The organism is Tatumella sp. JGM91, from assembly GCF_018257575.1.
GTDB lineage: Bacteria > Pseudomonadota > Gammaproteobacteria > Enterobacterales > Enterobacteriaceae > Tatumella > Tatumella punctata.
The window spans coordinates 1-24,143 of sequence record NZ_JAERJP010000032.1 but is presented as its reverse complement, the minus strand read 5'-3'; the positions used below and the strand labels follow the sequence as shown (position 1 = coordinate 24,143).

Here is a 24,143-nt window from a genome sequence, read left to right as displayed (position 1 = left end):
GTTGTCGATCCACTTCGCCGGTCGACTTGATAATCATATCGACCTGTAAGCCTTGACACAGAATAATGAACACCCTCGAAAAAGGGGGAATCTACCAACGAAGATCTGACGTTGGGAGAAAAGTTATTTTTTTTACCATTTCGTCCAGGTCGTAACTGACTTGCATTGCTATAGGCATATGAAAATCCTCTATGGCATAACGTTCAGTCCATCCAAAGGATTGGTTTGCTACCTTGCGTGGAGGAGCTGCTTTATCTGGTTCCCCGAAGGTATCATGCATCCACTGTCGTGACATTTCTGCTTTGAGTGGTGTAGGTAAATCATTAGGAAAAATCCACCCTTTTATACCATCCCGCTGAATTCGTAACGTTATTTCCTGAAGGATCATTCCATCTCGTTTGAAAGAAAGAAATACTCCCTCTTTGACCATATCAAGACTAAGGTCAGGATCTCCATATTCTCCAGAAGGCTTCGTTTTATACGGTATAATGTCCTGAACAACTATTTCGTGATACGTTTGGTTTAAGCAACGGATCAATGCCTCAATATTTATTGTCATTTATACAATCCTACTGATGAATTAAGTTTATGCATTTTAACCCTTGCTGCTTCTATTTGTGCTTCTGTAGCACAATGCTCTTTCAATGCTGGTTTTATTGCATCAAGGTTTCTGTCCACTGCTGCCCGTAAATTAGAAGCATCTAATTTAATCTGAGCTTCACTATTCCTACGCCCATAAGTTTCGCTGACTTTTCGGTGAATATCTATTGAAACAATAATTGCTGCCACCTCATTTGCTAAATCATTAATATCATCTTTGTCCAATAAAGGATCTAAGTTTCGATAATATTCTTTTACTGCTGCCTTTGACGGTATATGATCAGCATGATATTTACCTTCACGAGAACGTCCTTCGAGATTACTATATAAATCCACCTCTAAAAACTCAACAGGTGGCTTGCTCAGGTATACATAAATCGGCGGAATATCCGACACTGGCAGAATAAGAATATAATCCGCAAAACTCTTCTCCTCCGGTGCCTGAGTGGTTGTCGCCTCGATGCGGGTATTTTCCGGTAGCGGATCAACTACTACCGGATTAGGTATCCTTACCGGGTGCCGGTTGCCCGTATTTGAAGGAACATTGACACCTGAACTGTCGGGCGTCCAGATGATGGTGATGCGCGGATCTTCCTCTGTGGTGAACGTATACGCTTTCCGGCTGCTGTCCCACTCCATTTTGCGCACACGTACCCTGTCTTTACCCGGTGGCGTATGCCAGCCATGAGGAACAGGATTGCCTTTATCATCCTGCTCCCAGGTATAACGCACACGGCTTGGTGCTTCACGCATCTGTTCCAGACGCATCCGGTCAATAAAGTCCTGTTCGCCATCATTGAGTCTGCCGGGCATCATTCCCAACACGACTGCCGCGATGGGAGCACCGGGGCCGCTGGCCGCTATTCTTCCAACTCCGCGTGCTAACTCACCCAGTTTTACCGCCCACGTTCCTGATGTAATGGCATTTCCACCAATCAGGGTAAGAACACTGGCTCCTTCAACAGCCGTCTGAGCATTAGCAGCACTCGTCGCTGCGGCTGTTGCCCGCTGGTATTCGATTTCTTCATAATTACCGAACCACCATTTATACAGGGCGCTTCGCTTTTTCGGCTGTGGAATATCTTCAGCAGGTTTGTTTTTCCTGGCGGTCTGAGCATGTTGGGGAACATCAGTATCGGAAGCTGGATCAGCAGGGGGAACGGCCTGATAAAATGCCATCGCCGCAAAATGAGTATGGGGTTCCTGCTCTTCCCCGGCATCATTACAACCTTCACCCCGCAGGCAGGATTTGGCAAACACACGATTGCGGTCACGTTCTTCAGCCAGTTGTTTAGTTCTTTCTTCTGCTGCGGCCTGACGTTCAGCAACCAGTGCCGCAAGGGCTGCAACAGAAGGGTCCGGGCCCCTGCCAACCCATTGTCCTGCCGGCGCGATAATCCGGTTAGACCCTGACGGGCAGCCACAGCGCACAACTGAACCATCCACCGCTGCTATTTTTCCATGATTGGTATCACGGGGTTCACCGGAGACGATAACCCCTGCCTCACCGCATACAGGACAGGGAGTGGTTTTGTCCCCGACACGAATCACCCTGCGCCCATGTTCAGTATCATTGGACATGGAGGCGATACACACAGCACCGGTGGTGGTTTTATCACCCTCCAGTGCGGTCCCCCGGCCATAACAGTTCGAACGGTTTCCCATTACGCCACCTTACAGGGTGGCAGGCAATCCTCCGGCACGAGATTACTCTGTCTGCCCTCTGTTGTAGCCCGGTACAGGGTATTAACCGCATGCGGGCCAGCGATAAGCACACGCGCTGCTTCAGTGATTGCGGCCGGTGCTTCCGCCGTAAGCGGGGATCGCACTGTGGCTGAAAGCCGTTGTTCTGCGGTCAGTCCATTGTTGTATTGACGATCCATTGGCTTTTCCTTGTCAGGGCCAGGGTGTAACTGATGCAATATTAACCGGCTTGTAATTTGACTGAAAAGAGATGCCCGTCATGATATGAAGAATATTAAAGAAGAAAAAACTATAACAGGGGCCTTCGGCTTAAGGGATTAATGCTGCTATCGTTTATTTATCTGGCCGAGTCCGGGAACGAATTTTCTGTCGTTATTGACCATTGGCTCCCTGTCCAAATCGTCTTCACCTTCTGGCAGAAAATAGCGTCTCGCCGGGGAATATGGACACAGTATTAATTCACCCGGCGATGATAATAGCCGGAGTCAATTATAAATATTTATCAGTAGGTTATTAAAATAAATATCCCCGCGCGCTTACTCAGGTCACACGGGACGAGTTTATTTCTGGTTACTCAGCAACCGCAGGAAACAGGGGTTCCTTCTTTTCCCTCAGTACCGTCAGTGGAATAACCATCCCGTTTCCACCAGTCCAGCCCACCTGATAATTCTTTTACCTGAAAACCGGGCGTCATCAGTTTCATCGCTGTTTTGGTCGAAGCGTTGCAACCAATGCCATCACAATAGCAAATATATATTTTGGTTTTATCAGGGTGTTCTGTGTTGTTAAAACAGATTTCTTTATGCGGCTGATTGATTGCTCCGGGAACATTCCCTCTCTACTATGTATTTTCAATTCAAAGATAGCAAAGCAGCACATGTATTAATATACTGCTCAATATATAGTTTTATGATATATTCCTTTCAGGATATGACATAAATTCTTTTACCTCATCAATAGTAGTATACCACTCTGATACTTTTTCACCTCCTGAACAGGCTTCATACTCACCAGTATATTCATTTATTTTATCCATGGAAAAATAACTTATCTCACCCGGGAAAATCATTTTATTCTGAACAATAACTTTCCCTTGCATGAAGTATAAAACCCATGAGAATAAAAACTCGCATCTTTAGGCGGATACATTGAAACTACTAGTGTCGCATTATTTTTTTCCATAAACCCCTTCTTTTAAAGAAGATAGCCAACTTGCATAGTATTGTTTGATATTCCAATAATCTATAGGGATTTTCATCCCTTCTTTAAAATCACCTATGGTAATTGAAGCTGGCAAGACTTTTTCATTAAATTCAGACTTAAAAGATTTATTTTCTGTAAAAACACCAAACATGTCACCCTCCTTTTACCCTGTTTAAATCTTTATCATATGTACCTAAGCGAACGCCTTTTTTACTAAATTACCGGGGGCTCTGGCTGTCAGTAAAACGTGATCGGTGAGCTTCGCAGCCCTTCGGGTCATAGAAATCCCTCTGAATTCAGGTTAGTAGAAAATTCTGTTTATGAACACACCGGTTTTTCGGGGGGATTAGCGGGGTGCCCTGGCTGGATGTTCGAGGGGACAAGGAATAATGAACACCCTCCCCGGGATTTGCCGTGCTGCTTTTACAAGAAGAGTAAAAGCTACCAACGAAGATCTGACGTTGGGAGGAAAGTAATGGCTTCGACTTTATCTTGCATATCGTAACGAATTTGTATTGTTATTGGGATATGAAAATCCTCAACAGCAAATCTATCAACCCATCCCATAGCCATTTTCATTACGGTTTTCGGAGGAACAGACTTATCTGGTTCACCAAAAGTATCATGCACCCATTGGCGACTCATATGTTTTTGCAAAGGCGATGGAAGTTCATTCGGAAAAACCCACTGTTTAATCGGTTCATGCTGGAGTCTTAACGTAATACTTTTGAGAATTCTACCTGTGCGTTTGAATGACAAAAAAATCCCTTCTTTTGCCATTTCCAAACCTAAATTAGGGGATCCCGGAGCACCTGTCGGTTTTGTTCTATATGAAAGAATCCCTGTCTCAAGCATGTATTCATAAGTTTCCCCCAAGCTTCGAATTAAATTTTCTACATTTACTGTCATTTGTATAATCCCGAATCAATATTAATTTTATGTATTTTAGCTCTAGCTTCTTTTAGCTGTATATCTGTCGCACCATGCTGTTTTAACGCTGATATTTCAATATCAAAATCTTTATCTGCTGCCGTTCGAAGGTCATAGGAATCATGTTCTTTTTGTGTTTGATTACGCCCGCCATAAGTCGCACTAATGTTCCGATGAACTTCCACAGGAACTATGACAGCAGCAACCTTACCTGATAATGATTTAATTTGTTCAGAATCGAACTCGGGATATTCTCTCTCAAGATACAGTTCTACAGCCGCTTTTGATGGAATATGATCCGCATGATATTCCCCTTGTCGTGAACGATTATTGAAATCATCGTAAGGTTCCACCTCTAAAAACTCAACAGGTGGCTTGCTCAGGTATACATAAATCGGCGGAATATCCGACACTGGCAGAATAAGAATATAATCCGCAAAACTCTTCTCCTCCGGTGCCGGTGTGGTTGTCGCCTCAATACGGGTATTTTCCGGCAGCGGATCAACAATAACAGGGTTTGGTATCCTTACCGGGTGCCGGTTGCCTGTATTTGAAGGCGCATTGACACCTGAACTGTCGGGCGTCCAGATGATGGTGATGCGCGGATCTTCCTCTGTGGTGAACGTATACGCTTTCCGGCTGCTGTCCCACTCCATTTTGCGCACACGTACCCTGTCTTTACCCGGTGGCGTATGCCAGCCATGAGGAACAGGATTGCCTTTATCATCCTGCTCCCACGTATAACGCACACGCGTCGGTGCTTCACGCATCTGTTCCAGACGTATCCGGTCAATAAAGTCCTGTTCACCGTCATTGAGTCTGCCGGGCATCATTCCCAACACGACTGCCGCGATGGGAGCACCGGGGCCGCTGGCCGCTATTCTTCCTGCTCCGCTTGCTAACTCACCCAGTTTTACCGCCCACGTTCCTGATGTAATGGCATTTCCACCAATCAGGGTAAGAACACTGGCTCCTTCAACAGCCGTCTGAACATTAGCAGCACTCGTCGCTGCGGCTGTTGCCCGCGGGTATTCAACTTCTTCATAATTACCGAACCACCATTTATACAGGGCGCTTCGCTTTTTCGGCTGTGGAATATCTTCAGCAGGTTTGTTTTTCCTGGCGGTCTGAGCATGTTGGGGAACATCAGTATCGGAAGCTGGATCAGCAGGGGGAACGGCCTGATAAAATGCCATCGCCGCAAAATGAGTATGGGGTTCCTGCTCTTCCCCGGCATCATTACAACCTTTACCCCGCAGGCAGGATTTGGCAAACACACGATTGCGGTCACGTTCTTCAGCCAGTTGTTTAGTTCTTTCTTCTGCTGCGGCCTGACGCTCAGCAACCAGTGCCGCAAGGGCTGCAACAGAAGGATCCGGGCCTCTGCCAACCCATTGTCCTGCCGGCGCGATAATCCGGTTAGACCCTGACGGGCAGCCACAGCGCACAACTGAACCATCCACCGCCGCTATTTTGCCATTATTGGTATCACGGGGTTCACCGGAGACGATAACCCCTGCCTCACCGCATACAGGACAGGGGGTGGTTTTGTCCCCGACACGAACCACCCTGCGTCCGTGTTCAGTATCATCGGACATGGAGGCGATACACACAGCACCGGTGGTTGTTTTATCGCCTTCCAGTGCTGTCCCTCGTCCATAACAGTCAGATCGATGACCCATTACGCCACCTTACAGGGTGGCAGGTAATTCTCCGGTATCGATACTCTCCGGCGACCGACAATCCGCGGCCTGTTGCACAGGGGGCTGATAAACTTATCGCCGTTATCCGGACAGTTGCCGGCCGGGTAAACCGTCTTAACAGCATGCGGGCAGCAATATGCCTGCGGGCCAGCGATAAGCACACGCGCTGCCTCAGTGATTGTGGCCGGTGGTTCCGCCGTAAACAGGGATTGCACTGTGGCTGAAAGCCGTTGTTCTGCGGTCAGTCCATTGTTGTATTGACGATCCATTGGCTTTTCCTTGTCAGGGCCAGGGTGTAACTGATGCAATATTAACCGGCTTGTAATTTGACTGAAAAGAGATGCCCGTCATAATATGAAGAATATTAAAGAAGAAAAGACTATAACAGGGACCTTCGGCTTAAGGGATTAATGGTGTTATCGTTTCTTTATTTATCTGGCAGAGTTAGCGTTACCCGATAGAAAAGAGATTGTACCGGAAGCAGGCATATACACGGTTAGCTGTTGCCCGCTCTCAGATGCTGATTTTATCAGCAAACAGTCTGCGGCATGGTAAAACAGCTTTGACAATCCCCTCCTGCCTCGTTATGATTCGCCCCGTCTTCACGACAATTCCTCTGTAGTTCAGTCGGTAGAACGGCGGACTGTTAATCCGTATGTCACTGGTTCGAGTCCAGTCAGAGGAGCCATTTTAAAGAAACCAGATGTCTGCGGGCGTCTGGTTTTTTGCTTTTTATCAATTACTTCCTCTTGTCCGGATGCGTCTGTTAAAAAACACCCGATGCTATACCCCTTTGCCAGTAAGGGAAGCCGCACCTGGCCGGTGACAGAAAAAACATATGAAATCATCTGCGCTGACCTGTCGCGTAACAACGTGACAGCCCCGGAGACTTTCCCCTGATTAATCCGACAGACCTGCAGGAAAATCAGGTCAGTTGCCGCCGACAGCGCTTACGATACCCGGTGATATGACCGGTCCCCATAAAAAAGTCTGCGATAATGCGGGCCGGCATCCCGGTTATCTTCAGAAAATATCGCGCAGATGGTATATCATGGCCCATTGATACCTTTTGAGCGCTCCGGAGAAACGATAATGCATCATATAGCTGATAAATATTACGATATGGTCGATGAATATGCTGACGAGACCGAAACTCCCGTTACACAGGATGAGTACGATGCACTGGCGGCGTACTTCGAATTACTGCTTACTCGTTTAAGTAATAATGAGGAGATCAGTGAAAGTACACAGCATGAAATTGCCGCAGAAGCCGGTATTCATAAACAGCGTATCGATGATATCGCTATGTTTCTTAACCGATGGGGTAATGAATAACCCCCCTTACCCGGATAACGGAGCACAGCACAACCCTGTGACGCCACGGAGGCTCTGTTTCCGCTAATGGCGGGCAGATAATACTGTGACTGAACAGGAATAAGTCATACCCGGCACTCTTATGCCGGGTTTTCACTAATCTGCGGTGCTTTTCCGCGATGCTCCTGAAGTTCAGATAACCAATGCCCCGAATAATCGTTGGTGAAATATTCAGTCAGCGAGAATCTGATTATTTACAGCCTGTAATTTCGCGGTTAATTCAAATACACCCCGGGGAAATATAAATTAACACAGGCAGAGTTTTTTTATTTATAAAATATCCACCAACAGTTCAGGCAATAAAAATTTTTTACTCTTCATCACGCCAGTGAGAGAGGAACTGTATGGCATCATTAGCCCGCAGCCGGTCAATACCTGAATCGCCGGCCATTTTCTGTTGTGCATGGTCACTGACGTCCTGGTTATTCATTACCCTGGTGATCAATAGTTGAAAATAACTTGCCAGTGAATCCCGTTCGGTATCTTTTACCGGTATATCAGATCCCGCAGCGTATTCATCAAGGATATGGTAAAACTGAAGAGGCACCCCATGGGTCATAATTAATTCCTGGTAAAAGTCTGATTAATCACTGTTGTTATTTAAGCCCGGGATAATAGCATTGCTATATCTTTTTTTCTGTCATTCCCTCCGCAGTATCGTCAGGAAAAGTAAATAACACTTTACGCTTTAGCGGCTGCGTGTCTGTTTTTCAGACAGCTTACCGGGATATTCAGATAACCGGTCAGCGGTTGTCGTAAAAATCACAGTGAATGAGCGCTTTCCGGGTTCGTTTTTTTTGCCTGCGGGAGTACACTCTTTCCACCCAAGGGGTCCGGTGACTTCCCGCCGGATAATACACTGACCATTCTCAGGTGAGAATTATGCGTAAATTAACCACTGCTTTACTGTCTGCTGCAATTGTACTCCCGCTGTCTTTTGCCAATGCTCAGGTCATTACCCGTGCTGAACAACAAAAAATGGAAAAACAGGGATTAGGCGGTGGTAAAGGAACCGTCGCAGCAGCATTCGCCTTTACCCGTGACAAAGCAGGTGCTGACCAGGCAATCAAAGAAATAAGCTGGCTGACACTACAGCCGGGAACCTCTATCGGTTATCACAAACATATTAATAATGAAGATGCTTATATTATTGTTTCCGGCAGCGGGATCTTTAAAGACACTGACGGTAAAGACTATCCGGTCACTGCAGGAGATATTACGATTGTACGTGAAGGCCAGTCTCATGGGCTGACCAACAACGGTAAACAGCCTCTGGTCGTGGTTGATGTTATTGCCGCAAGGTAATAAGTCTGCCAGACTGCTAAGTCACTGACGAGAATACACTGCTATCTTCAGAGACTGCCGGGGACTGTTTTCCGCAGCCTGGCAGTCTCTTTTCCTGACCATAATCATCACTCCTGCCGCTGACAGAGTTTTGCCCTGCACAGAAAATCCGGCAGAGCAATCCCCTGCTCAGTCATACTCAGAACTCAACGCTGGCACTGAGGACTGCATTACGGGTTTCTCCTTCTTCAACCCGCAGATTACCACCGCTGGAGGTATAATAATGCTTGTTAAACAGGTTATTCAGGTTCAGTTGTAAATGGGTCTTTTTACCCAGCAGATGACTGTCCCAGGCGATAAAACTGTCAGCGACCGTGTATGCCGGCAGGCTGAAACTGTTATCAGGATCGCCGGCACGGGTCCCCATATAACGGGCTCCGCCACCAATACGAATATTACCGGCAATGACCGGAATACTTATCCCGTGACTCAGGTAGGCTGCTGCCGAATGTCGGGGCGCATTCTGCAGACGGTTTCCGTTATTGGCCGGATTATTCTGGTCATCGGTAATAATCGCCTGATCATAACTATAGTTAGCACTCAGCTGCCAGCCAGAATATATTTCACCATTGATCTCTGCCTCGATACCCCGTGAACGCGCTTTCGCCACGGCATAGGTTGAGCCATTGAGGGACAATGACAGATCCCGTTCTTCAATATTATATAATGCCAGGGAAGCGAACAGCGCCGGCGTAATTTGCCACTTAGTCCCTGTTTCATAGGTGGTCCCTTTTTCCGGCTGTTCGACATTGCCATTATCATCAATGCTGGTTGATGGCGTGAAAGATTTACTGATACTGCCATACAGTGAAATATCCGGTGTCAGCTTATAGATAACACCGGTCTGGGGCAGAAATTTATTCCCGATATCATTATATTTTTCGCTGACCGGAGCGAAGCCACTCGACTCCCGCTGTTCATAATGCTGATAACGCCCGCCCAATACCCCGGTCCATTTTCCGGTCAGTTCAATACTGTCTTTGACATATACCGAACGGCTGTGGATACGGTTAAGCAGATTGGCGGTGGATTTCTTTTCGGTACTGCTGTCAGTTACCGGAACCATCCCGTAAACCGGTCGGTTCAGGTTATAAATGGTGTTGGTTTTCCCCGTATAAGCATGAGCACGGTATGTCTGATCCATTTCATAATCTGCCCCGGCCACAATATTGTGTGTCATACCGGCAAGCTGCGGGGTACCGATCATATCCCAGGAAAGATATTTGGTTTTATGATTAAAACCGCGATTAGCATCGGCCCTGCGGGTTACCGCTCCGGTGGTCGTGTTAATCGCTGTTACCCTGACCTCATTATTACTGTAGTGCCGCTGGTTCATTCCGGCACTGATGCGGGTACTCCAGATATCATTAAACTGGTAATCCCAGTGGCTGCTAAAGGTTTGGTTACGGCCCCAGGCATGGTTAGTGTAATCATCCAGTCTGGTTTTATAGCCGATTGATACGGGTTTTCCGTTAACAAATGCTGTTCCGCGATCATAAGGAATATCGTACTGAAAGCTTTCGTAACTGATATCAAAACTGGCTTTATCACCTATCCACTGTAATGACGGGGCAATCAGGTTATGCTTATCATTACCGAAACCACGCCAGTAATTCTGAGCCTGTTTTTCGGCAATCAGGCGGAAGGCAAAACCATTTCCCAGCGGGCCTGTAATATCAATACCTGCGGCCCCGCCACCGGTACTGTTGTAATGACCGAAAGTTGTGGTACTCCACTGATACTGCGGTTTTTTACTGACAATGTTAATCACTCCGCCCGGATTCTGGATACCATAAAGCAGTGATGCAGAGCCCTTAAGCACTTCTACTCTGTCCGTCGTGGCATCAAGGTTCAGGCCCTGGCTACTGCGGATACCGTCCCTGAAAATTGAACCATCCGAGTTAGACCCGAAACCACGGCGTAAAATACCGTCTTCGGTACCGGCAAGCGTATTACTCCGGGCAACGCCACTGACAAAATGCATCGCATCAGACAGGCTGGTGGTCTGAAAGTCTTTCATTTGCTGTTGTGTGACCACACTGACCGACTGTGATTCTTCTAACCGTGAAACCGGAGTTTTACTGCCAACAGTGCTGGCTGAAGTGGTATAGCTGTTTTCTGTCCTGCCCGCTGCCGCGCTGCCGGTGACCGTCAGGGTATTATTATCCCCGCTATCGGCGGAAAAACCGGCCGACGGTAAGATAAAAGTGCTGCTGCAAACCACCATCATAATTTTTCGTGATGCGTTGCGGTGATCGGATAGTGGTGTATTTCTTTTCATTTACAGGGTGTATTCCTTGCCAGTAGGTAAATTCTGTCGAGAGCCTGTCAGTCAGATAACCGGAACCATCGGCTACGCCCCGGGAACAGTCCGTAATCCCCCGGCCACAGAACGAGAACATAAATCTAATTGATAATCATTCAAACACAGGAGGATGTAGTAGTAAATTATAAATAACCCCTAATCACTACATCATCTTAAGATATTCAAATTAGTTATGGTGTTAAAAAGAAAAAATAACTAAATGATAAATAACAATAATAAAAACATTAAACACATCAACAACAAAAATACAGAGCCCGTGGAAAGTGACTTAACACGACTAATTCACCTTGACTACTACACTTCAGCCACTCAAAATCACCTTATTTCAGCGCCGTTTTCGGCCTGAAGGCCCGCCGCTCTGTCAGTCCACTGAACGGTAAGACTTTTTTATCCCGTTCGCGGCGACAGCAGGTAACCCGTAATGACAATCTGTTATTTATCTCCCCGTCCTTATCGTTTCCGTTATCTGTGCTGGACGCAGATTTGATATTTAATACCTGGCGGGCAGATAATGGCGGAGGCCCGCAGGATGAAATAAACCTGATGGATAGTGTTATCCCGGGCTGGTGTGCGTTTCTCAGCGCCTGTCGCAAAAGCCACTATGTTATGGTATCCCGTAAAGAGGCTATTTCTAATTCATTTGCCGCCATGAGTCTGATGGCAGCGGTCGTTCAGTCACAGGTCACCGGATTGGCTGTGCCGGGCGAAAAATAACCGGAGCCGGGGATGTACGAAACTAAGAAAACAAAGCACAGAATTGATATTTTCGGTGACCGGTTACGCCAGCGGGGCCCGCAGTTGTCCGCCGGTTTGCAGGCAGTGTTGTATTATATTAATCAGCACCGTGCCGGGGTGCTGGAGTCAACAGCACTGGAGATTGCTGCGGCATGTAATACTTCAGATGCCACTGTCGTCCGTTCCGTTCAGGCACTGGGATTTGCCGGGCTGCGGGACCTGAAAAAGACCCTCAGATTATGGTTCGAGCCCGTTCCGGATTCCACCGATAAAATGAGCAGTACGGTGAATGAGTTCAGCTCTGATATTAATTCAGGTATTGATTTTGTGCTGGAAGGCCACCGGCGAACCTGTGATGTATTATCCACAACAGAAAACAGGGCCGCTATCTCCACCGCAGTTGCTCTGCTGCTCGAAGCAAGACAGGTGGCTATTTTTGGTATCAATGCTTCAGGGATTCTGGCGGAATATACGGCGCGGTTATTTAACCGTATTGGCCTGCCCTGTATGCCGCTTAACCGTGCCGGTGTCGGGCTGGCTGAACAGTTGCTGACCCTGCAACGGGGAGATGTTCTGATCATGATGGCACAGAAATCAGCTCATCGTGAAGGAATGACCACTCTGCGGGAAGCCAGACGGCTGGGGAATCCGGTGATCCTGCTGACCAATGCGCCGGATTCCAGATTTGCAGAAGCTGCTGATGTGGTTATCCGGGTTCCGCGTGGCGGCGAAAATGGTAAAGTCCCGTTACATGGTACTGTACTGGTGTGTCTGGAAATGCTGGTGCTGGCGGTTGCCTCATCAGCCTCGCAACGCACGATTAAATCCATGAAACGTATGCAGGAATTACACCGCGGACTAAAGCCCGGCAGCCATAAACGCTGAATGATTTAGCTGGCTGATATTACCAGGCTCTGTAACCGCCCCTGACGGGGCGGTTAGGCTTTCACTGCCAGTCAGGCTATTGTACTGGCATCGCCATATACACTTTCAGATTTTGCGGATTCAGTAACAAGCCCGCCATTGTCCTGACAGCTTCCGGCTGTATGGCCTCTGCCAGTCCGGCAGTCTGTGACAGATATCGCGGGTCATTATAGTGACGGTAGCTCAGGATCAGCCGCCGTTTCAGACTGTCAATATCGTCACTGCGCGACTGCTCTGCCCGTATAAACTGACTGCGCTGTTGTTCAATCTGCTGACGGGTAATTGTTCCCGCTAATTCACTCAATACAAGTTGCGCATGCTGCCATAACTCTTCGGCCCGTCGGGGATCAGCAGTAAAACTAAGTCCGGTTTCAATCCTGCCTGAGCGATCATTCAGTTCACTGTTAAATTGCAGGCGGTAAACCCCCAGAGCATTATCTCTGAGGCTGGTTTTTAATGCCTGGTAAGCGAGGTTTCTTGCAATACTGACCTGCACTGCCGCCGCCGGAGACCAGTCACGGGGCGTAAAGCTCCAGACCTTAACATTCGCCTGCGGCTCACGGTTAATCGTGCTGATCTGCTGGCGATACCCCCCGTCCGCAAGTTGCGGCTGCACTTCACCATTCAGGGTTCGTGGTATCGTTGCCAGATAGCGCGCGGCCAGGGTTAGGATCGGTTGTTGCTCCATATCCGCAACCAGATACCAGGTCACAGGTGTCGCGGTGGTATGTTGCCACTGGGCCAGTAATTGCCGGTTATCAATACTGTTCAGCTGACGAGCATCGGGTTTTTCCCCGCCGGTTTGACTGTAACGTAGCTGATGTATTTGCTGCTCCGCATTACCTCCTGTCGCCTGCGGAGCAGCGGCTTGCTGGCGAAGCATCCTCATTATACTTTCTGCTCTGACCTGAGGGTCAATGCCGGGGTTAACCTGTATTTCGTGGTTGATTGCCAGCAGGTTTTCCAGGGACTGCCGGCTCCCGGTACTGTCAATATGCAGCATGTCGGCTTGCTGGCTGATTATCAGAGAGACCCCGTTATGCTTTTTCCAGCCATCAAAGGATTTGCCTTGCCATCCCCGGGGGCCGCTCTGATTAACCAGCTGGCTGGCCAGTTGTGACCACCAGGGGTCGGAACCGTCCATCATAAAGCCGCCCTGGCTGGTTGCCGATAACCAGATACGGTCTTTAGCCAAATCAGAACGCAACCATACCAGACGGTCGCCATTACTCAATGTCCATTCACGCACCTGCTGCTGCGGATAGTCTTTCATATTACTCAGGCTCCCTGTCGAACGAACCGGTTGTAATTCAGGGAGCACCGGCGCGTTTACAGGGCTGAAAGGCTGTAACGGCAGATCGGCAATCTGTTTTATTTGCTGCTCCGCCTGGCGGATATCCGGTAATACCGCCTTACTGTTTCCGGGAATACCAAACTGGATCAGCTGATCTCCAGCCATTAACCATTGCCGGATCTGCTGGTTTATTTGCTGATCGGTGATACGGCTTTCGATCCGAAGGACTTCCTGCCCCAATTGCTGTCGGTCCGTCTGGTACCGGCGTTGCTCCCAGCGGCTGGCTATTGTCCTCACCCAACCAGAAAAATCCCGTTTTTCCGGAGCTGATACCATCTCCAGTGCGGTCTGGTGTATTTCATGACGTTCATCTGCAATATAGCGGGAGTCTGCGCCGTAACGCAGCACTCTTTCCCGTTCCCGCAATAACGAAGTTAAGCCCTGAGTATGCTGACCCGGCATAACATCCAGAAATAGCCCCAGAGCACGGGTCTTCCGGCCAATATCAGACTTACGTACGATAATATGGCTGTCGCTGGCCAGCCCGGAAACTGGCATTTGCTGAAACTGCCGGCTCAGGACTGATAATGCCATCTGACTGATCAGCCGCTGCTGTAAACCGGAAGCTGTTTCATTGAAACGAGTGACAAAAGAGACCTGGCTGGTACCACTTTCACTGTCCTGTAACCGGACAATACGTAGTTGCTGACACAGCTCTGGTTCATAATAATCCCGGCGAACAACCGCGGTATCAGGCAGAGCGGAAAAATACTCTGCAATCAGCTGCTGTGCCTGGCGGGTATCAAAATCACCACTGATCAGTAAACGCATTACCGACGGGTGGTACCAGCGCTGATAAAACTGTTTTATGGTGCCGGCATCAGTGTTGAGGATCGCCTGCTCATTACCGATCGGCGGACGCGACGGGTAGCGGGAGCCAGCGCGTATCGCCGCTAACCGTTGCTGGTTCATACGTTCAGCCACACCAAGTTTATCGCGCCACTCATCATGGATAATTTGCCGTTCAGTCTGTAAATCTTGCGGGCTAATCGTTGCGGCCCCCATCATCTGACTTAGTCCATGTATCGCCAGCGGCAAACCATGGCTTCCATCGGGGGGGCTCATCATAAACAATGTCCGTTCATAGTTTGTCATCGCATTAAAATTAACCCCCCGCTGCCAGCCATGCTGCTGTAGCATATTGCCGATCCCCTGCGGGAATTGCTGACTACCGCGATACAGCATGTGTTCAAGCATGTGTGCCACACCCTGTTCATTTTCCTGCTGGTCCAGGGAGCCCGCATCAACACTCAGCCTGATATCAATCCGCTGCCCTGCCTCTCTCATCGGGGCCAGAGTATAGCTGAACCCATTATCCAGTCTGCCTTCAATAATCTGCGGGGCGAGGCTGACCCTGCCCGCGGTAATTCCCGCCTGGCTGAATAAAACAATGGCTGCCAGCAAACATCTGCGTATAAATAAATGCATTACGTAATCATTCCCTGCCACAGCGCTGTGGCATTATTCATCTAATATCAACCACCGGATAACCGGCAGTTACCAGCTGTAGGCCACACCCAGCCAGAACTGGCGGCCGGTTTTATAATTCACTGTTTTGCTGCTGCCACTGCTGCTGGTCTGGGTGGCAGCAATGACGTTATCCAGCACGTTAATAACATCCAGACTGAGTTCCAGAGTCTGGTGCCCGGATAAAGGCTGCAGATAACTCAGCTTCCAGTCATAGGAGAAATAGTCTTTATAACGGGTTTCGTCATAGCGGGTTACGCTGCCCTGGTAATCACCACAGACACTTCCTTCCGCAGGGCAGGAAGTGGTAGTGGTGGTATATCCACGGTAGCCGGCGGTATATCCAAGGTTCTGATTCCAGTTCAGACGTAATGCAGGAAAATAGGTATTAACATTGATAAAAGCTGTCCAGGGCGTATTAAAATCCAGAGCCTCCATATCCCTTTTATCCATTAACCGGCCATGGTAGATAGCTTTATTATCATCAGAATCACTGACATCATAATAACTCTGTGAACTGGACCGGTTTTTTCCATAACTGGCGCCCAGCGTCCATCCTATTTCACCCAGAGAGAAGATAGCAGGGCTGACAGGCTCGACTGTCAATGAAATACTATCGCCGCGGGTCCTGGCGTTGTTGGCCAGAATATAGGAACGTTTACCGTCACTGCCGGTGGTTGTTTCACGACCAAACTGATCCTTCCCCTGCCGGTTAACCCATTTGACCGTCCACAGGGTGCCCGTCACACGCTGTGAAATACCCAGTGATAACTCATCGCTGTAAGGGGTTTTCAGAGAGGATGAATCATAATCTATCGCAGCGGTTTTCAGGCCGCTGTCAGTCCATGTTCCGGTAGCACTGTTGCGGGCCCTGGTATAGTAGCTGCTGATCCCATTGCGCAATTTGTAAGCCAGCAGGTTCTGACCATAGTAACGATTGGCTCCGCCAAAAAACCGTGTCGAGTGGTCATCGAAAACATCATAGGAAGCCGCCAGCCGTGGAGCCAGCGTCAGGTTTTTCAGAAAATCATCATATTGCAGACGTACACCGGGAGTCATTTCCAGCCGGCCGTAACTGATACTGTCCTGAAAATACGCCGCATAATCCGTATAATTTGCCGAAACTTTTCGTGCCGGATAAACCGTCAGGTTCTTAAAATATTGCTCACCGGTAATGCAGTAGTCATCACCCGTTTTGCATACTACCGCCGGGCTAACCGTCGCCACACCGCGACTGACAGTAACATCCCTGAATCGTTGATACTGTACACTGTAACTATCTGTTTCCCAGCCAAAATCCAGTTGATGCTGAACCGGGCCGGTCATCAACGGATTAAGTTCATAATTTTGTTTAAGGGTTATGGTCTTTTTCTCCGTTGAGTAGCTGCCGTAGCCACCGATCATCCCTGTCTGATAGTTAGCTGCGGCCGCAGAACTCGACCAGTCGATTGCATCAGAAACAAAATTCTGCGGGGTATAATACCGGTACCAGGTAAGAAATTGATCAGACTGATGGCTGATTTTATTTTGCTCAGACTGATAACCTGCCAAACTAGTGACCTTACCCCAGCTGGTAAGGTGTTCCCATTCGCCATTCAGGCGGTAACCGCCTCCGGTATTCGTAAAAGCACCATTTTTTACATTCTCCTTAAAGTATTCTGACTTATGCGGAGAATACATACCTGTCAGACGGAGAGTATCGCCATTATCAGCCAGGTATGTTCCTTTCAATAAATAGGTTTCAGCAATTCTTTTCTGATTATCCCACTGCTGAAGATAAGTCTGATAATAAGGAATTACAGACTGCTGACGATTATAAGAAAATATAATCCCTGCTTTATCATTCAATGGCTGATTAACACTGACTGAATAAAACTGTTTGGTAAATTGTGGCTGACTGGTCAGATGACTCGCAGTTGCAACATCTGCAGCACTGCCGGAATCAATATGATAACGGGTCCATGCTGAACGGGTCGTCCGGTATGTTATTTTTCCCGATGCCCGCCCTGGCAGAGGATCTTTCAGTCGGGCATCAACGACGCCTCCGGTAAAACTACCGTATTTTGCGGAAATATTACTGTCAAAGACCTCAAGTCTGTCAACCAGTTCGGAATTTATCCAGAATGACTGGGTCCCTCCGGCAGGCAAGTCGGTTGGTGAGTAACCATCCGGCGAATTTGTCAGTTCGCCACCATTGGCACCGGGATTAATCGTATTGTTATTCGACAAACCGTCGATCATAAAGTTATTGTTATAAAACTTTTCACCATGAAATGACACATTCTCCGGTGCGATTTCTCCGGCAGTAGTACTGCTGTCAGTAGAATCAGCAAAACGGACATTCGGATTATGTTTTAATAACCCGGTAATATTACCGTTCGCCTCCGGGAAATTGTTTATTTGCTGTCTGTCAATGATCTGAGTTCCCATTGACTGACTGGTCGGTGTTGTCCGGACCAGAATAGTGTCATCCGAATCACTCTCATCAGACGTCATATTGTTGCTCTCTGTGCTTTGAGCAATAGCTAACCCCGGCAATAAAAATATTGCCGTAAATAAATTAACGGTATTTTTCACCTGATTTCCCTGAAATTACTGAATATAAAAATATATCTAAATTTTAATTTTCCACAGCGACCCTGCCGCTCAGGCTGAATATAATGGTAACCTGCTGATTTTCTGCAGCAGCACCTTTTTCATAACGCCAGCGACGAATATCCTGGTCAATATCCCCGGAAAATACACCACGAGGTATTTCCTCTATAATCTGTACATTATTCACCGTCCCGCTGGCAGTCACATCGAATCGCAGTTTTATCCGGCCTTCAACACCCAGCGCTTTCGCGCGCGCGGGATAATTCACCCGCCGGTACAATGCTTTTACAACGGCTTTGGAATGACGACCGGCCCCTGCTCCTGAGTCACTGGTATCTCCTGAATCGCGGGGGTTTGTATGCGCATCAGCAGCATGGCTTTCTGTATTTACCGGTAAAGTTGCCGGTGAATGCGGAGAATCTGCTGCCGGCAGCACTGACGACTGATGCTCTGAGGCACGCTGAAGAGGTGACCGGTGTTGAGTGGCTTTTTCCTGCGACTGATATTTTTTTCTGTTCACAGAATGCCTGTCTGACGACCGTTGCCTGTCTGCTGGCAAAGGGCGTGAAACGCCAGTACCAGGCGCTCTCACCGGTAAACTGCCCTGAGCAGTCACCGGTAAAGGGCGAGTTTCAGATGCACGGGTCGTGGCAGGGCCAGAAATGATGCTGTCCTGAATACCGGTCACAGGTAAAACAGTGAACACTGCCGGAACCGCAGGCTGTCGGGGACTGCTTGCGGCCATACCTCCGGACATTATCGCAGGTACCGGCGACTGTTGATAAATTATGGCCGCAATCACCATCAGGTGCAGAAGCACTGACGATAGCAGGGGTATCTTTTTGGCACTGCCAGAGGGGGATTCAGCCTCGGGTATCACAGATCTGTTATCCCGGACTAACGAGCTACTCATTCCCTGCATCCTTACATACTTCACATCATATCTTCGCGGCCGCAACATCATCTCCGCCCGGGTTCCCGGCAAAATATCTCAGGAGATATATCGCCGGAAGTTCACTAATGCGAATTATTATACAAATGATAATTATTTGCAATAATGAGTTACATAAATGATGGGCATATAAGGATTAGATATCATCAGGTTAGGTCCCGAAACGGGAAATTACGGCCAACAGGTGAACGACAGTGCAGCACACACCCCGGGCAGAAAGTTGCGCGGGGCGCTGCCGTCTGTAAAGAGCAGATATCAGGCTTTCATGCGGTGTGCTATGGCATCTGCAGCAAGCATCGCGTTATAGACGTCATCAGCGGTCAGTTCCATAGGCATATTATTCATGGTATCACCCGGCGCACAGGCTATTCGCGCAACTTCGCGCCATTCGGCTTCTGAAAAGGTTTTCAGTCCCATATCCTGCAAAGTCAGCGGCAGGTTTGCGGCTTTAATAATCCGCACTACATTCTGCCACTCTTGCTGCGGTGCATTTTCCAGCACCAGCTGAGTTAACAGACCAAAAACAACTTTCTCTCCGTGCTGTGCCTTATGTAAATCTGCAACCACCGACATACCATTACTGACAGCATGGGCCGCCGCCAGCCCGCCGGATTCTGCCCCGACACCACTCAGATAAATAGTAGCTTCGATAATCTGTTCAAGTGCAGGTGTCGTCAGATGATGAGTCACCGCCGCCATAGCCGCGTCTATATTCTCACTGATCAGCCGGTAGCATAATTCTGCCAGCCCCAGGCCGGTACGTGAGGGTTTATGCAGTACCAGGTTGAGTCCGTCGGCCGCATAACAGGCACGCGCTTCAAAATAGGTGGCTAACGCATCGCCAACTCCCGCCGAAAAAAAACGCACCGGCGCAGCAGTAATTACTGAAGTATCCGCCACCACTACATCCGGATTTTGTGGTAAATACAGGTATTCCTCAAATTCACCACTTTCTGTATAAATAACCGCCAGTGCAGTACAGGGGGCATCTGTTGAGGCAATCGTCGGGAACAGTACCACTGGCATTTTCAGGTAATATGCTACCGCTTTAGCCGTATCCAGAGTTTTACCACCACCAACACCGACAATAACATTAGCCTGTAGTTGTCTGGCCAGCGCTTGTTGGCGATCTATTTCCCGGCGACAGCATTCATAATTAAATTTTTCTGCCGTCCCCTGTAAACCGGCAGCCTGTAGTGCGGGTAAGGCCTGCTCTCTGACCCCGGGCAGCATAAATTCGTCAGTAATAACCAGCGCCTTGTCACCAAAATCTTTTACAAAACTATCAATTTTAGACAGCATCCCGGTACCGATAAAAAATTTTTTCGGTGAGGTTACAGTACGTGGAAGTTTAGTTTCTTTAATCATTTTGGCCATCCATCGGCAAGTTATCAGTAAGGTTTATGATGGTGAGTCATCCCTGATACCACATTGATCATGATCATCTGACGTTAAGATTATTGTCACGGCTGGCGGATAAACAGCTATCTGCCCGCTATTCTGATGCGAGAATATTCAAAGGAATTAACTCTATCACCATGTTTTCAAATTAATTATGTATAAAACCAGACGCAGAAGATGGCCGAAATACCGGACGGTTCAGGGCTATTGATATCCCCGTAAGATATTTTTAGCGGATACTGTTACCGACCGGGAACATTAATAGCCTGCTAAAAATTACGGTAGAAATAAATAAGAATTAACGATGGGCCGCATTGACTGTCAGCGGCCCGGCAGAAGATTATCGATGGAAGGATGACAACGGGTACAGTGGTCTGCACAATAAAACGCCACGTGACAGGCAGTGCCGGTTATTTTTGCCGGCGTAACTGTTCTGCACTGTTCATGGCCGTGATCAGTTGTCCGGCCACGGCATCAATAACGTTCATACAGACAGAGTTACCGAATTGTTTATAGATCTGCCCATGAGATACAGCATTAACAATAAAGTTATCCGGAAAGCCCTGTAACCGGGCGCATTCCACCGGGGTCAGTTTGCGGGGGTTTTTACCTGTATCGCTCTGGTCTATCAGGATTTCAGAACCGTCTTTATAGTAACGGGCACTGAGGGTATTGGCGTATTCACTGTCGGCATTGAATAGTGAATACCCAAAACCATTGCCGCGTTGTTTGTGTGCCGCCAGCCGTTTCTGATGACCGATCCACAGTTTGTCCGATAAGGTATAAACGTCTTTGCCTTTACGGGCTATCAGCTCAGCTAACTGCTCAGGGGTCAGTAAAATATCCCCGACACGGGTCGGGGTACGGGGTGCCTGCGGCCAGCGAAATAACTGGTCGAAATCGACACCGGAAAAGTAATCTTTATCGAAGCCGATAATATAGATACGTTCACGGTTTTGTGGTGCGCCGAAATCTCCTGCACGCAATACTTTAAAATCCACCCAGTAATTAAGCTGACCGGAAAGCGCACGCCGGGCTTCATCACTCATCGGTACATCATCAGGAATTGCTCCGCCATGCGTACCCTGCAGAATACCGGTAATGGTCTTCAGAGTGCGTCCTTTATCATGTCCCCGCAGCTGTTTAACGTTTTCCAGCAAAAATGCTTTGGGTCTTTTTTCTGCCAGAATACGCTGGATTTCAAAAAACATGGTCCCGCGGGTATCACTGAATCCCTGACGCAGCCCTGCCAGAGAAAATGCCTGACAAGGGAAACCGCCCAGCAACACATCATGATCGGCTATATCACGCGCATTTACGCGGGTAATATCCCCCACCGGCAGTTCTCCGTAATTTGCCAGATAGGTTTTTTGGGCGAACTTATCCCACTCAGAAGTAAATACACAATGGCCTCCCTGCCGCTGAAACGGCAAACGAATACCACCAATACCGGCAAACAGATCAATAAAAGTGAACCGGCATTGCTCTGGTGGCGGCTGACGGAAAGGCGCATCCAGAAAATGTTGTTTCAGACGGGTTTCGAGGGTTTGTATCGCACGCCATTTTCCGGCTGACGGCGTGTGCTCACCAGACTCCCAGCCACGGACAGTCCGTTCCCCGGTGGCTGACATACCGAGAACATTGGCAAACTCGGTACGCCCCAGACCAAGGCTTTCTCTGATTTTTTTGATTTGTTCTGGAGATGAATCTGATAAAAGAGGCATGTTTCGGTTACTTATCCGGTTTTAGTCCTGGAAGACTACCACTGCCCCGGAAAGCAGGCAATGGGATATTACCCCGTTGTACCGCCCTGTCCGTCTGACTGAGGCAGCGATCCCCCTCGGTAAACCGGGCGATTTGCCGTTTCCCGTTCCCGGCGGGTGACATCATCGCCGTTGCCTGCCGTGGCGGGCAATAATAATTACTATTTCACAGGTTTAACCACCAGCTGATGACGATGATTATAAAAGCGACGGCATGCCAGATACCCGGCGATAATGGTCGAGATACTGGCAGTCGCTAACGTCATAAAAGTGACCATTATCTGATATTTAATCGCTTTTACCGGATCGATACCGGCGAAAATAAGTCCCGACATCATTCCCGGCAGACTGACCAGCCCGACAGTTTTCGCGGAATCAACAGTAGGGATCAGTGATGAGCGGATACTCTCACGTAACAGGCGTGCCGATGCCTGTTTCGGGGTCGCCCCGAGACTGAGCATCTCCTGAATTTGTTGCTGATCACTGGCAAAACGCTGGCCGAGATTGTTATAACACAGCCCTACTGCAATCATTCCATTGCCGGCAATCATTCCTGAAATAGGGATCACCTGCATCGGCAGGAACTCGATAGATCCGCTGGCAACCAGTACCGCCAGTGTCAGCACAGCCCCGCTGGTGATAGCGATAAAAGACATCCAGAAAGCACGGTCGATATACTTACTGCGTTTCTTTGCATTCAGCGCGGCATTGAAGCAGATAAACAACACCATAAACAGGGTCAGTAAAATATTATTCAGATCAAAAATATATTTCAGGGCATAACCGACAATAATCAACTGGACAATAGCGCGGCCGATACTCCACAGAATATCTTTTTCCAGAGCCAGTTTTTCACGGTGACTGATCAGGATCGCCACCAGTACCAGCGCCAGAGACATCATCAGGGAGCTGTCGGTAATATTATGCTGGCTCATGACTGTTTTCTCCGTGCTGGCTGGCTCTGGCTGGTAAGGTAATCACATTATCTGCATGGCTGATTTCGTTCTGATCATGAGTCACCCATAGCACTGCCAGTTTTTCCTGACGAACATATTGATGAATAACATCATTTACCCGCTGTTTATTGGCTTCATCCAGCGCACTGGTAATTTCGTCCAATAACAGTACTTTTGGCAGGAACTGAATATTGCGCAGCAGTGATACCCGCTGCTTTTCCCCGCCAGATAATTTCTCTATCGGTTTTTTCAGTATATCTTCCGGTAATGCCAGCCGCTGCAGGCCATGGCGCAGCTGGTCGGGGTCAGCTTTCTTATTACGCAGCATCCATGGAAATGTCAGATTATCTTCCACGGTATCCCCGAATAAAGCAGGGGTCTGGGCACAGTATGATACCTGTCGCCGGTATTCCTCCGCCGTGTAGCGGCTGATCTCTTTTCCGTCAAACAGCAATTCCCCCCTGTCAGGGCTAATTAATGATGAGGCAATTTTCAGTAAGGTGCTTTTCCCGCATCCCGAAGGGCCGGTGATCAGCGTGAATTCCCCTTCTCTTACACTGAGAGAAATATCACGCAGTATCTGTGTTTCCCCCGCCTGATAATAAATATTATTCAGCTGTAACAGCGGCGGAGTTGTATCCTTTGTCATGCTTCCCGGTTCCTTTATCACAAGTAGCCTCTATTTTAACGGGGTTTAGCTTCCCGGATAAACGGCTTTTATAGGTATAAATGTATCCCTCAGTGTCAGCATAGTTGTCACCCCCTCTGAAAAATCAATCTGAGGACATGGAGTGACACATGAAACGTATTTC

The 24,143-nt window shown here is 48.3% G+C and carries 19 protein-coding genes, 1 tRNA gene and 4 pseudogenes; 6 read left to right on the top strand and 18 right to left on the bottom strand.

What is annotated here, in order from left to right:
• Positions 1–91: 91 nt before the first annotated feature.
• The 9 genes and pseudogenes from JK198_RS15895 to JK198_RS15855 all read right to left on the bottom strand — a co-directional run bounded on the left by JK198_RS15895 (position 92) and on the right by JK198_RS15855 (position 6,409).
• Positions 92–559, bottom strand: coding sequence for a DUF6392 family protein (locus tag JK198_RS15895; protein WP_212710976.1), 468 nt, complete (start codon positions 557–559; stop codon positions 92–94).
• A complete protein-coding gene (locus JK198_RS15890; RefSeq protein ID WP_212710977.1) occupies positions 556–2,265 on the bottom strand; it encodes an S-type pyocin domain-containing protein in 1,710 nt (569 codons plus the stop codon). The genes JK198_RS15895 and JK198_RS15890 overlap by 4 nt, the downstream gene beginning before the upstream one ends.
• Entirely contained in the window at positions 2,265–2,483 is a 219-nt protein-coding gene (locus JK198_RS15885; RefSeq protein WP_212710978.1) for a hypothetical protein, read from the bottom strand. Before JK198_RS15885 ends, JK198_RS15890 begins: the two co-directional genes overlap by 1 nt.
• 395 nt (positions 2,484–2,878) lie before the next feature.
• Positions 2,879–3,136: pseudogene (locus JK198_RS15880) on the bottom strand (rhodanese-like domain-containing protein); the annotation flags it as partial.
• A gap of 75 nt (positions 3,137–3,211) precedes the next feature.
• A pseudogene (locus JK198_RS15875) lies at positions 3,212–3,421 on the bottom strand (hypothetical protein); the annotation flags it as partial.
• A gap of 51 nt (positions 3,422–3,472) precedes the next feature.
• On the bottom strand, positions 3,473–3,658 hold the full coding sequence (locus JK198_RS15870; RefSeq protein WP_212710980.1) for a hypothetical protein: 186 nt from the start codon (positions 3,656–3,658) through the stop codon (positions 3,473–3,475).
• A 290-nt stretch (positions 3,659–3,948) separates the two neighbouring features.
• On the bottom strand, positions 3,949–4,416 hold the full coding sequence (locus JK198_RS15865) for a DUF6392 family protein (protein ID WP_212709731.1): 468 nt from the start codon (positions 4,414–4,416) through the stop codon (positions 3,949–3,951).
• A complete protein-coding gene (locus JK198_RS15860; protein WP_212710981.1) occupies positions 4,413–6,119 on the bottom strand; it encodes an S-type pyocin domain-containing protein in 1,707 nt (568 codons plus the stop codon). The genes JK198_RS15865 and JK198_RS15860 overlap by 4 nt, the downstream gene beginning before the upstream one ends.
• A complete protein-coding gene (locus JK198_RS15855) occupies positions 6,119–6,409 on the bottom strand; it encodes a hypothetical protein (protein ID WP_212710982.1) in 291 nt (96 codons plus the stop codon). Before JK198_RS15855 ends, JK198_RS15860 begins: the two co-directional genes overlap by 1 nt.
• Before the next feature lie 343 nt (positions 6,410–6,752).
• Between JK198_RS15855 and JK198_RS15850 the strand changes: the two genes are divergently transcribed.
• From JK198_RS15850 to JK198_RS15840, 3 genes and pseudogenes are all read left to right on the top strand, one after another.
• Positions 6,753–6,828, top strand: a tRNA-Asn gene (locus JK198_RS15850).
• Positions 6,829–6,971: 143 nt separating this feature from the next.
• Positions 6,972–7,103: pseudogene (locus tag JK198_RS15845) on the top strand (IS5/IS1182 family transposase); the annotation flags it as partial.
• 129 nt (positions 7,104–7,232) lie between these two features.
• Positions 7,233–7,475, top strand: a complete 243-nt coding sequence (locus JK198_RS15840) for a DUF2543 family protein (protein WP_212708964.1) — start codon at positions 7,233–7,235, stop codon at positions 7,473–7,475.
• 349 nt (positions 7,476–7,824) lie between these two features.
• Here the strand turns inward: JK198_RS15840 and JK198_RS15835 are convergent, their stop codons facing one another.
• Complete coding sequence (locus JK198_RS15835) at positions 7,825–8,073, bottom strand: DUF2543 family protein (RefSeq protein ID WP_212710983.1); 249 nt, start codon at positions 8,071–8,073, stop codon at positions 7,825–7,827.
• A 323-nt stretch (positions 8,074–8,396) separates the two neighbouring features.
• Here JK198_RS15835 and JK198_RS15830 point away from each other — a divergent pair, with 323 nt between their 5' ends.
• A complete protein-coding gene (locus JK198_RS15830) occupies positions 8,397–8,819 on the top strand; it encodes a cupin domain-containing protein (RefSeq protein WP_212708966.1) in 423 nt (140 codons plus the stop codon).
• Positions 8,820–8,997: 178 nt separating this feature from the next.
• Here JK198_RS15830 and JK198_RS15825 read toward each other — a convergent pair whose 3' ends face one another.
• Entirely contained in the window at positions 8,998–11,088 is a 2,091-nt protein-coding gene (locus JK198_RS15825) for a TonB-dependent siderophore receptor (protein WP_212710988.1), read from the bottom strand.
• Between the two features lie 567 nt (positions 11,089–11,655).
• Between JK198_RS15825 and JK198_RS15820 the strand changes: the two are divergent.
• Positions 11,656–11,898, top strand: a pseudogene (locus tag JK198_RS15820) (iron-siderophore ABC transporter substrate-binding protein); the annotation flags it as partial.
• 12 nt (positions 11,899–11,910) lie between these two features.
• A complete protein-coding gene (locus JK198_RS15815) occupies positions 11,911–12,804 on the top strand; it encodes a MurR/RpiR family transcriptional regulator (protein WP_212708968.1) in 894 nt (297 codons plus the stop codon).
• A 76-nt stretch (positions 12,805–12,880) separates the two neighbouring features.
• Here JK198_RS15815 and JK198_RS15810 read toward each other — a convergent pair whose 3' ends face one another.
• From JK198_RS15810 to fetA, 7 genes are all read right to left on the bottom strand, one after another.
• Positions 12,881–15,625 carry a pitrilysin family protein gene (locus JK198_RS15810; RefSeq protein WP_212710985.1) on the bottom strand — a complete coding sequence of 915 codons (2,745 nt, stop codon included), beginning with the start codon at positions 15,623–15,625 and terminating at the stop codon, positions 12,881–12,883.
• A gap of 69 nt (positions 15,626–15,694) precedes the next feature.
• Positions 15,695–18,160 (bottom strand): TonB-dependent receptor plug domain-containing protein, encoded by a 2,466-nt coding sequence (locus JK198_RS15805; protein WP_212709004.1) that lies wholly within the window; start codon positions 18,158–18,160, stop codon positions 15,695–15,697.
• 124 nt (positions 18,161–18,284) lie between these two features.
• Positions 18,285–18,779: a TonB family protein gene (locus JK198_RS15800; protein ID WP_212710986.1), complete on the bottom strand. Its 495-nt coding sequence runs from the start codon at positions 18,777–18,779 to the stop codon at positions 18,285–18,287.
• 687 nt (positions 18,780–19,466) lie between these two features.
• On the bottom strand, positions 19,467–20,579 hold the full coding sequence (locus tag JK198_RS15795) for a glycerol dehydrogenase (RefSeq protein ID WP_212708971.1): 1,113 nt from the start codon (positions 20,577–20,579) through the stop codon (positions 19,467–19,469).
• Positions 20,580–21,022: 443 nt separating this feature from the next.
• The gene (gene dcm, locus JK198_RS15790; protein ID WP_212708972.1) at positions 21,023–22,336 is read right to left on the bottom strand and encodes a DNA (cytosine-5-)-methyltransferase; all 1,314 of its coding nucleotides are present in this window, start codon (positions 22,334–22,336) and stop codon (positions 21,023–21,025) included.
• 200 nt (positions 22,337–22,536) lie between these two features.
• Positions 22,537–23,310, bottom strand: a complete 774-nt coding sequence (gene fetB / locus JK198_RS15785; protein ID WP_212708973.1) for an iron export ABC transporter permease subunit FetB — start codon at positions 23,308–23,310, stop codon at positions 22,537–22,539.
• Complete coding sequence (gene fetA, locus JK198_RS15780; RefSeq protein ID WP_212710987.1) at positions 23,297–23,980, bottom strand: iron ABC transporter ATP-binding protein FetA; 684 nt, start codon at positions 23,978–23,980, stop codon at positions 23,297–23,299. Before fetA ends, fetB begins: the two co-directional genes overlap by 14 nt.
• Positions 23,981–24,143: the final 163 nt, after the last annotated feature.

Coding starts and splice junctions, on each gene's coding strand:
- JK198_RS15805 (WP_212709004.1), bottom strand. CDS start 18,160: ATGACGTCTGATGAGAGTGATTCGGATGACACTATTCTGGTCCGGACA.
- fetA (WP_212710987.1), bottom strand. CDS start 23,980: ATGACAAAGGATACAACTCCGCCGCTGTTACAGCTGAATAATATTTAT.
- JK198_RS15855 (WP_212710982.1), bottom strand. CDS start 6,409: ATGGATCGTCAATACAACAATGGACTGACCGCAGAACAACGGCTTTCA.
- JK198_RS15835 (WP_212710983.1), bottom strand. CDS start 8,073: ATGACCCATGGGGTGCCTCTTCAGTTTTACCATATCCTTGATGAATAC.
- JK198_RS15885 (WP_212710978.1), bottom strand. CDS start 2,483: ATGGATCGTCAATACAACAATGGACTGACCGCAGAACAACGGCTTTCA.
- JK198_RS15890 (WP_212710977.1), bottom strand. CDS start 2,265: ATGGGAAACCGTTCGAACTGTTATGGCCGGGGGACCGCACTGGAGGGT.
- dcm (WP_212708972.1), bottom strand. CDS start 22,336: ATGCCTCTTTTATCAGATTCATCTCCAGAACAAATCAAAAAAATCAGA.
- JK198_RS15795 (WP_212708971.1), bottom strand. CDS start 20,579: ATGATTAAAGAAACTAAACTTCCACGTACTGTAACCTCACCGAAAAAA.
- JK198_RS15830 (WP_212708966.1), top strand. CDS start 8,397: ATGCGTAAATTAACCACTGCTTTACTGTCTGCTGCAATTGTACTCCCG.
- JK198_RS15865 (WP_212709731.1), bottom strand. CDS start 4,416: ATGACAGTAAATGTAGAAAATTTAATTCGAAGCTTGGGGGAAACTTAT.
- fetB (WP_212708973.1), bottom strand. CDS start 23,310: ATGAGCCAGCATAATATTACCGACAGCTCCCTGATGATGTCTCTGGCG.
- JK198_RS15895 (WP_212710976.1), bottom strand. CDS start 559: ATGACAATAAATATTGAGGCATTGATCCGTTGCTTAAACCAAACGTAT.
- JK198_RS15840 (WP_212708964.1), top strand. CDS start 7,233: ATGCATCATATAGCTGATAAATATTACGATATGGTCGATGAATATGCT.
- JK198_RS15870 (WP_212710980.1), bottom strand. CDS start 3,658: ATGTTTGGTGTTTTTACAGAAAATAAATCTTTTAAGTCTGAATTTAAT.
- JK198_RS15825 (WP_212710988.1), bottom strand. CDS start 11,088: ATGATGGTGGTTTGCAGCAGCACTTTTATCTTACCGTCGGCCGGTTTT.
- JK198_RS15815 (WP_212708968.1), top strand. CDS start 11,911: ATGTACGAAACTAAGAAAACAAAGCACAGAATTGATATTTTCGGTGAC.
- JK198_RS15860 (WP_212710981.1), bottom strand. CDS start 6,119: ATGGGTCATCGATCTGACTGTTATGGACGAGGGACAGCACTGGAAGGC.
- JK198_RS15810 (WP_212710985.1), bottom strand. CDS start 15,625: ATGCATTTATTTATACGCAGATGTTTGCTGGCAGCCATTGTTTTATTC.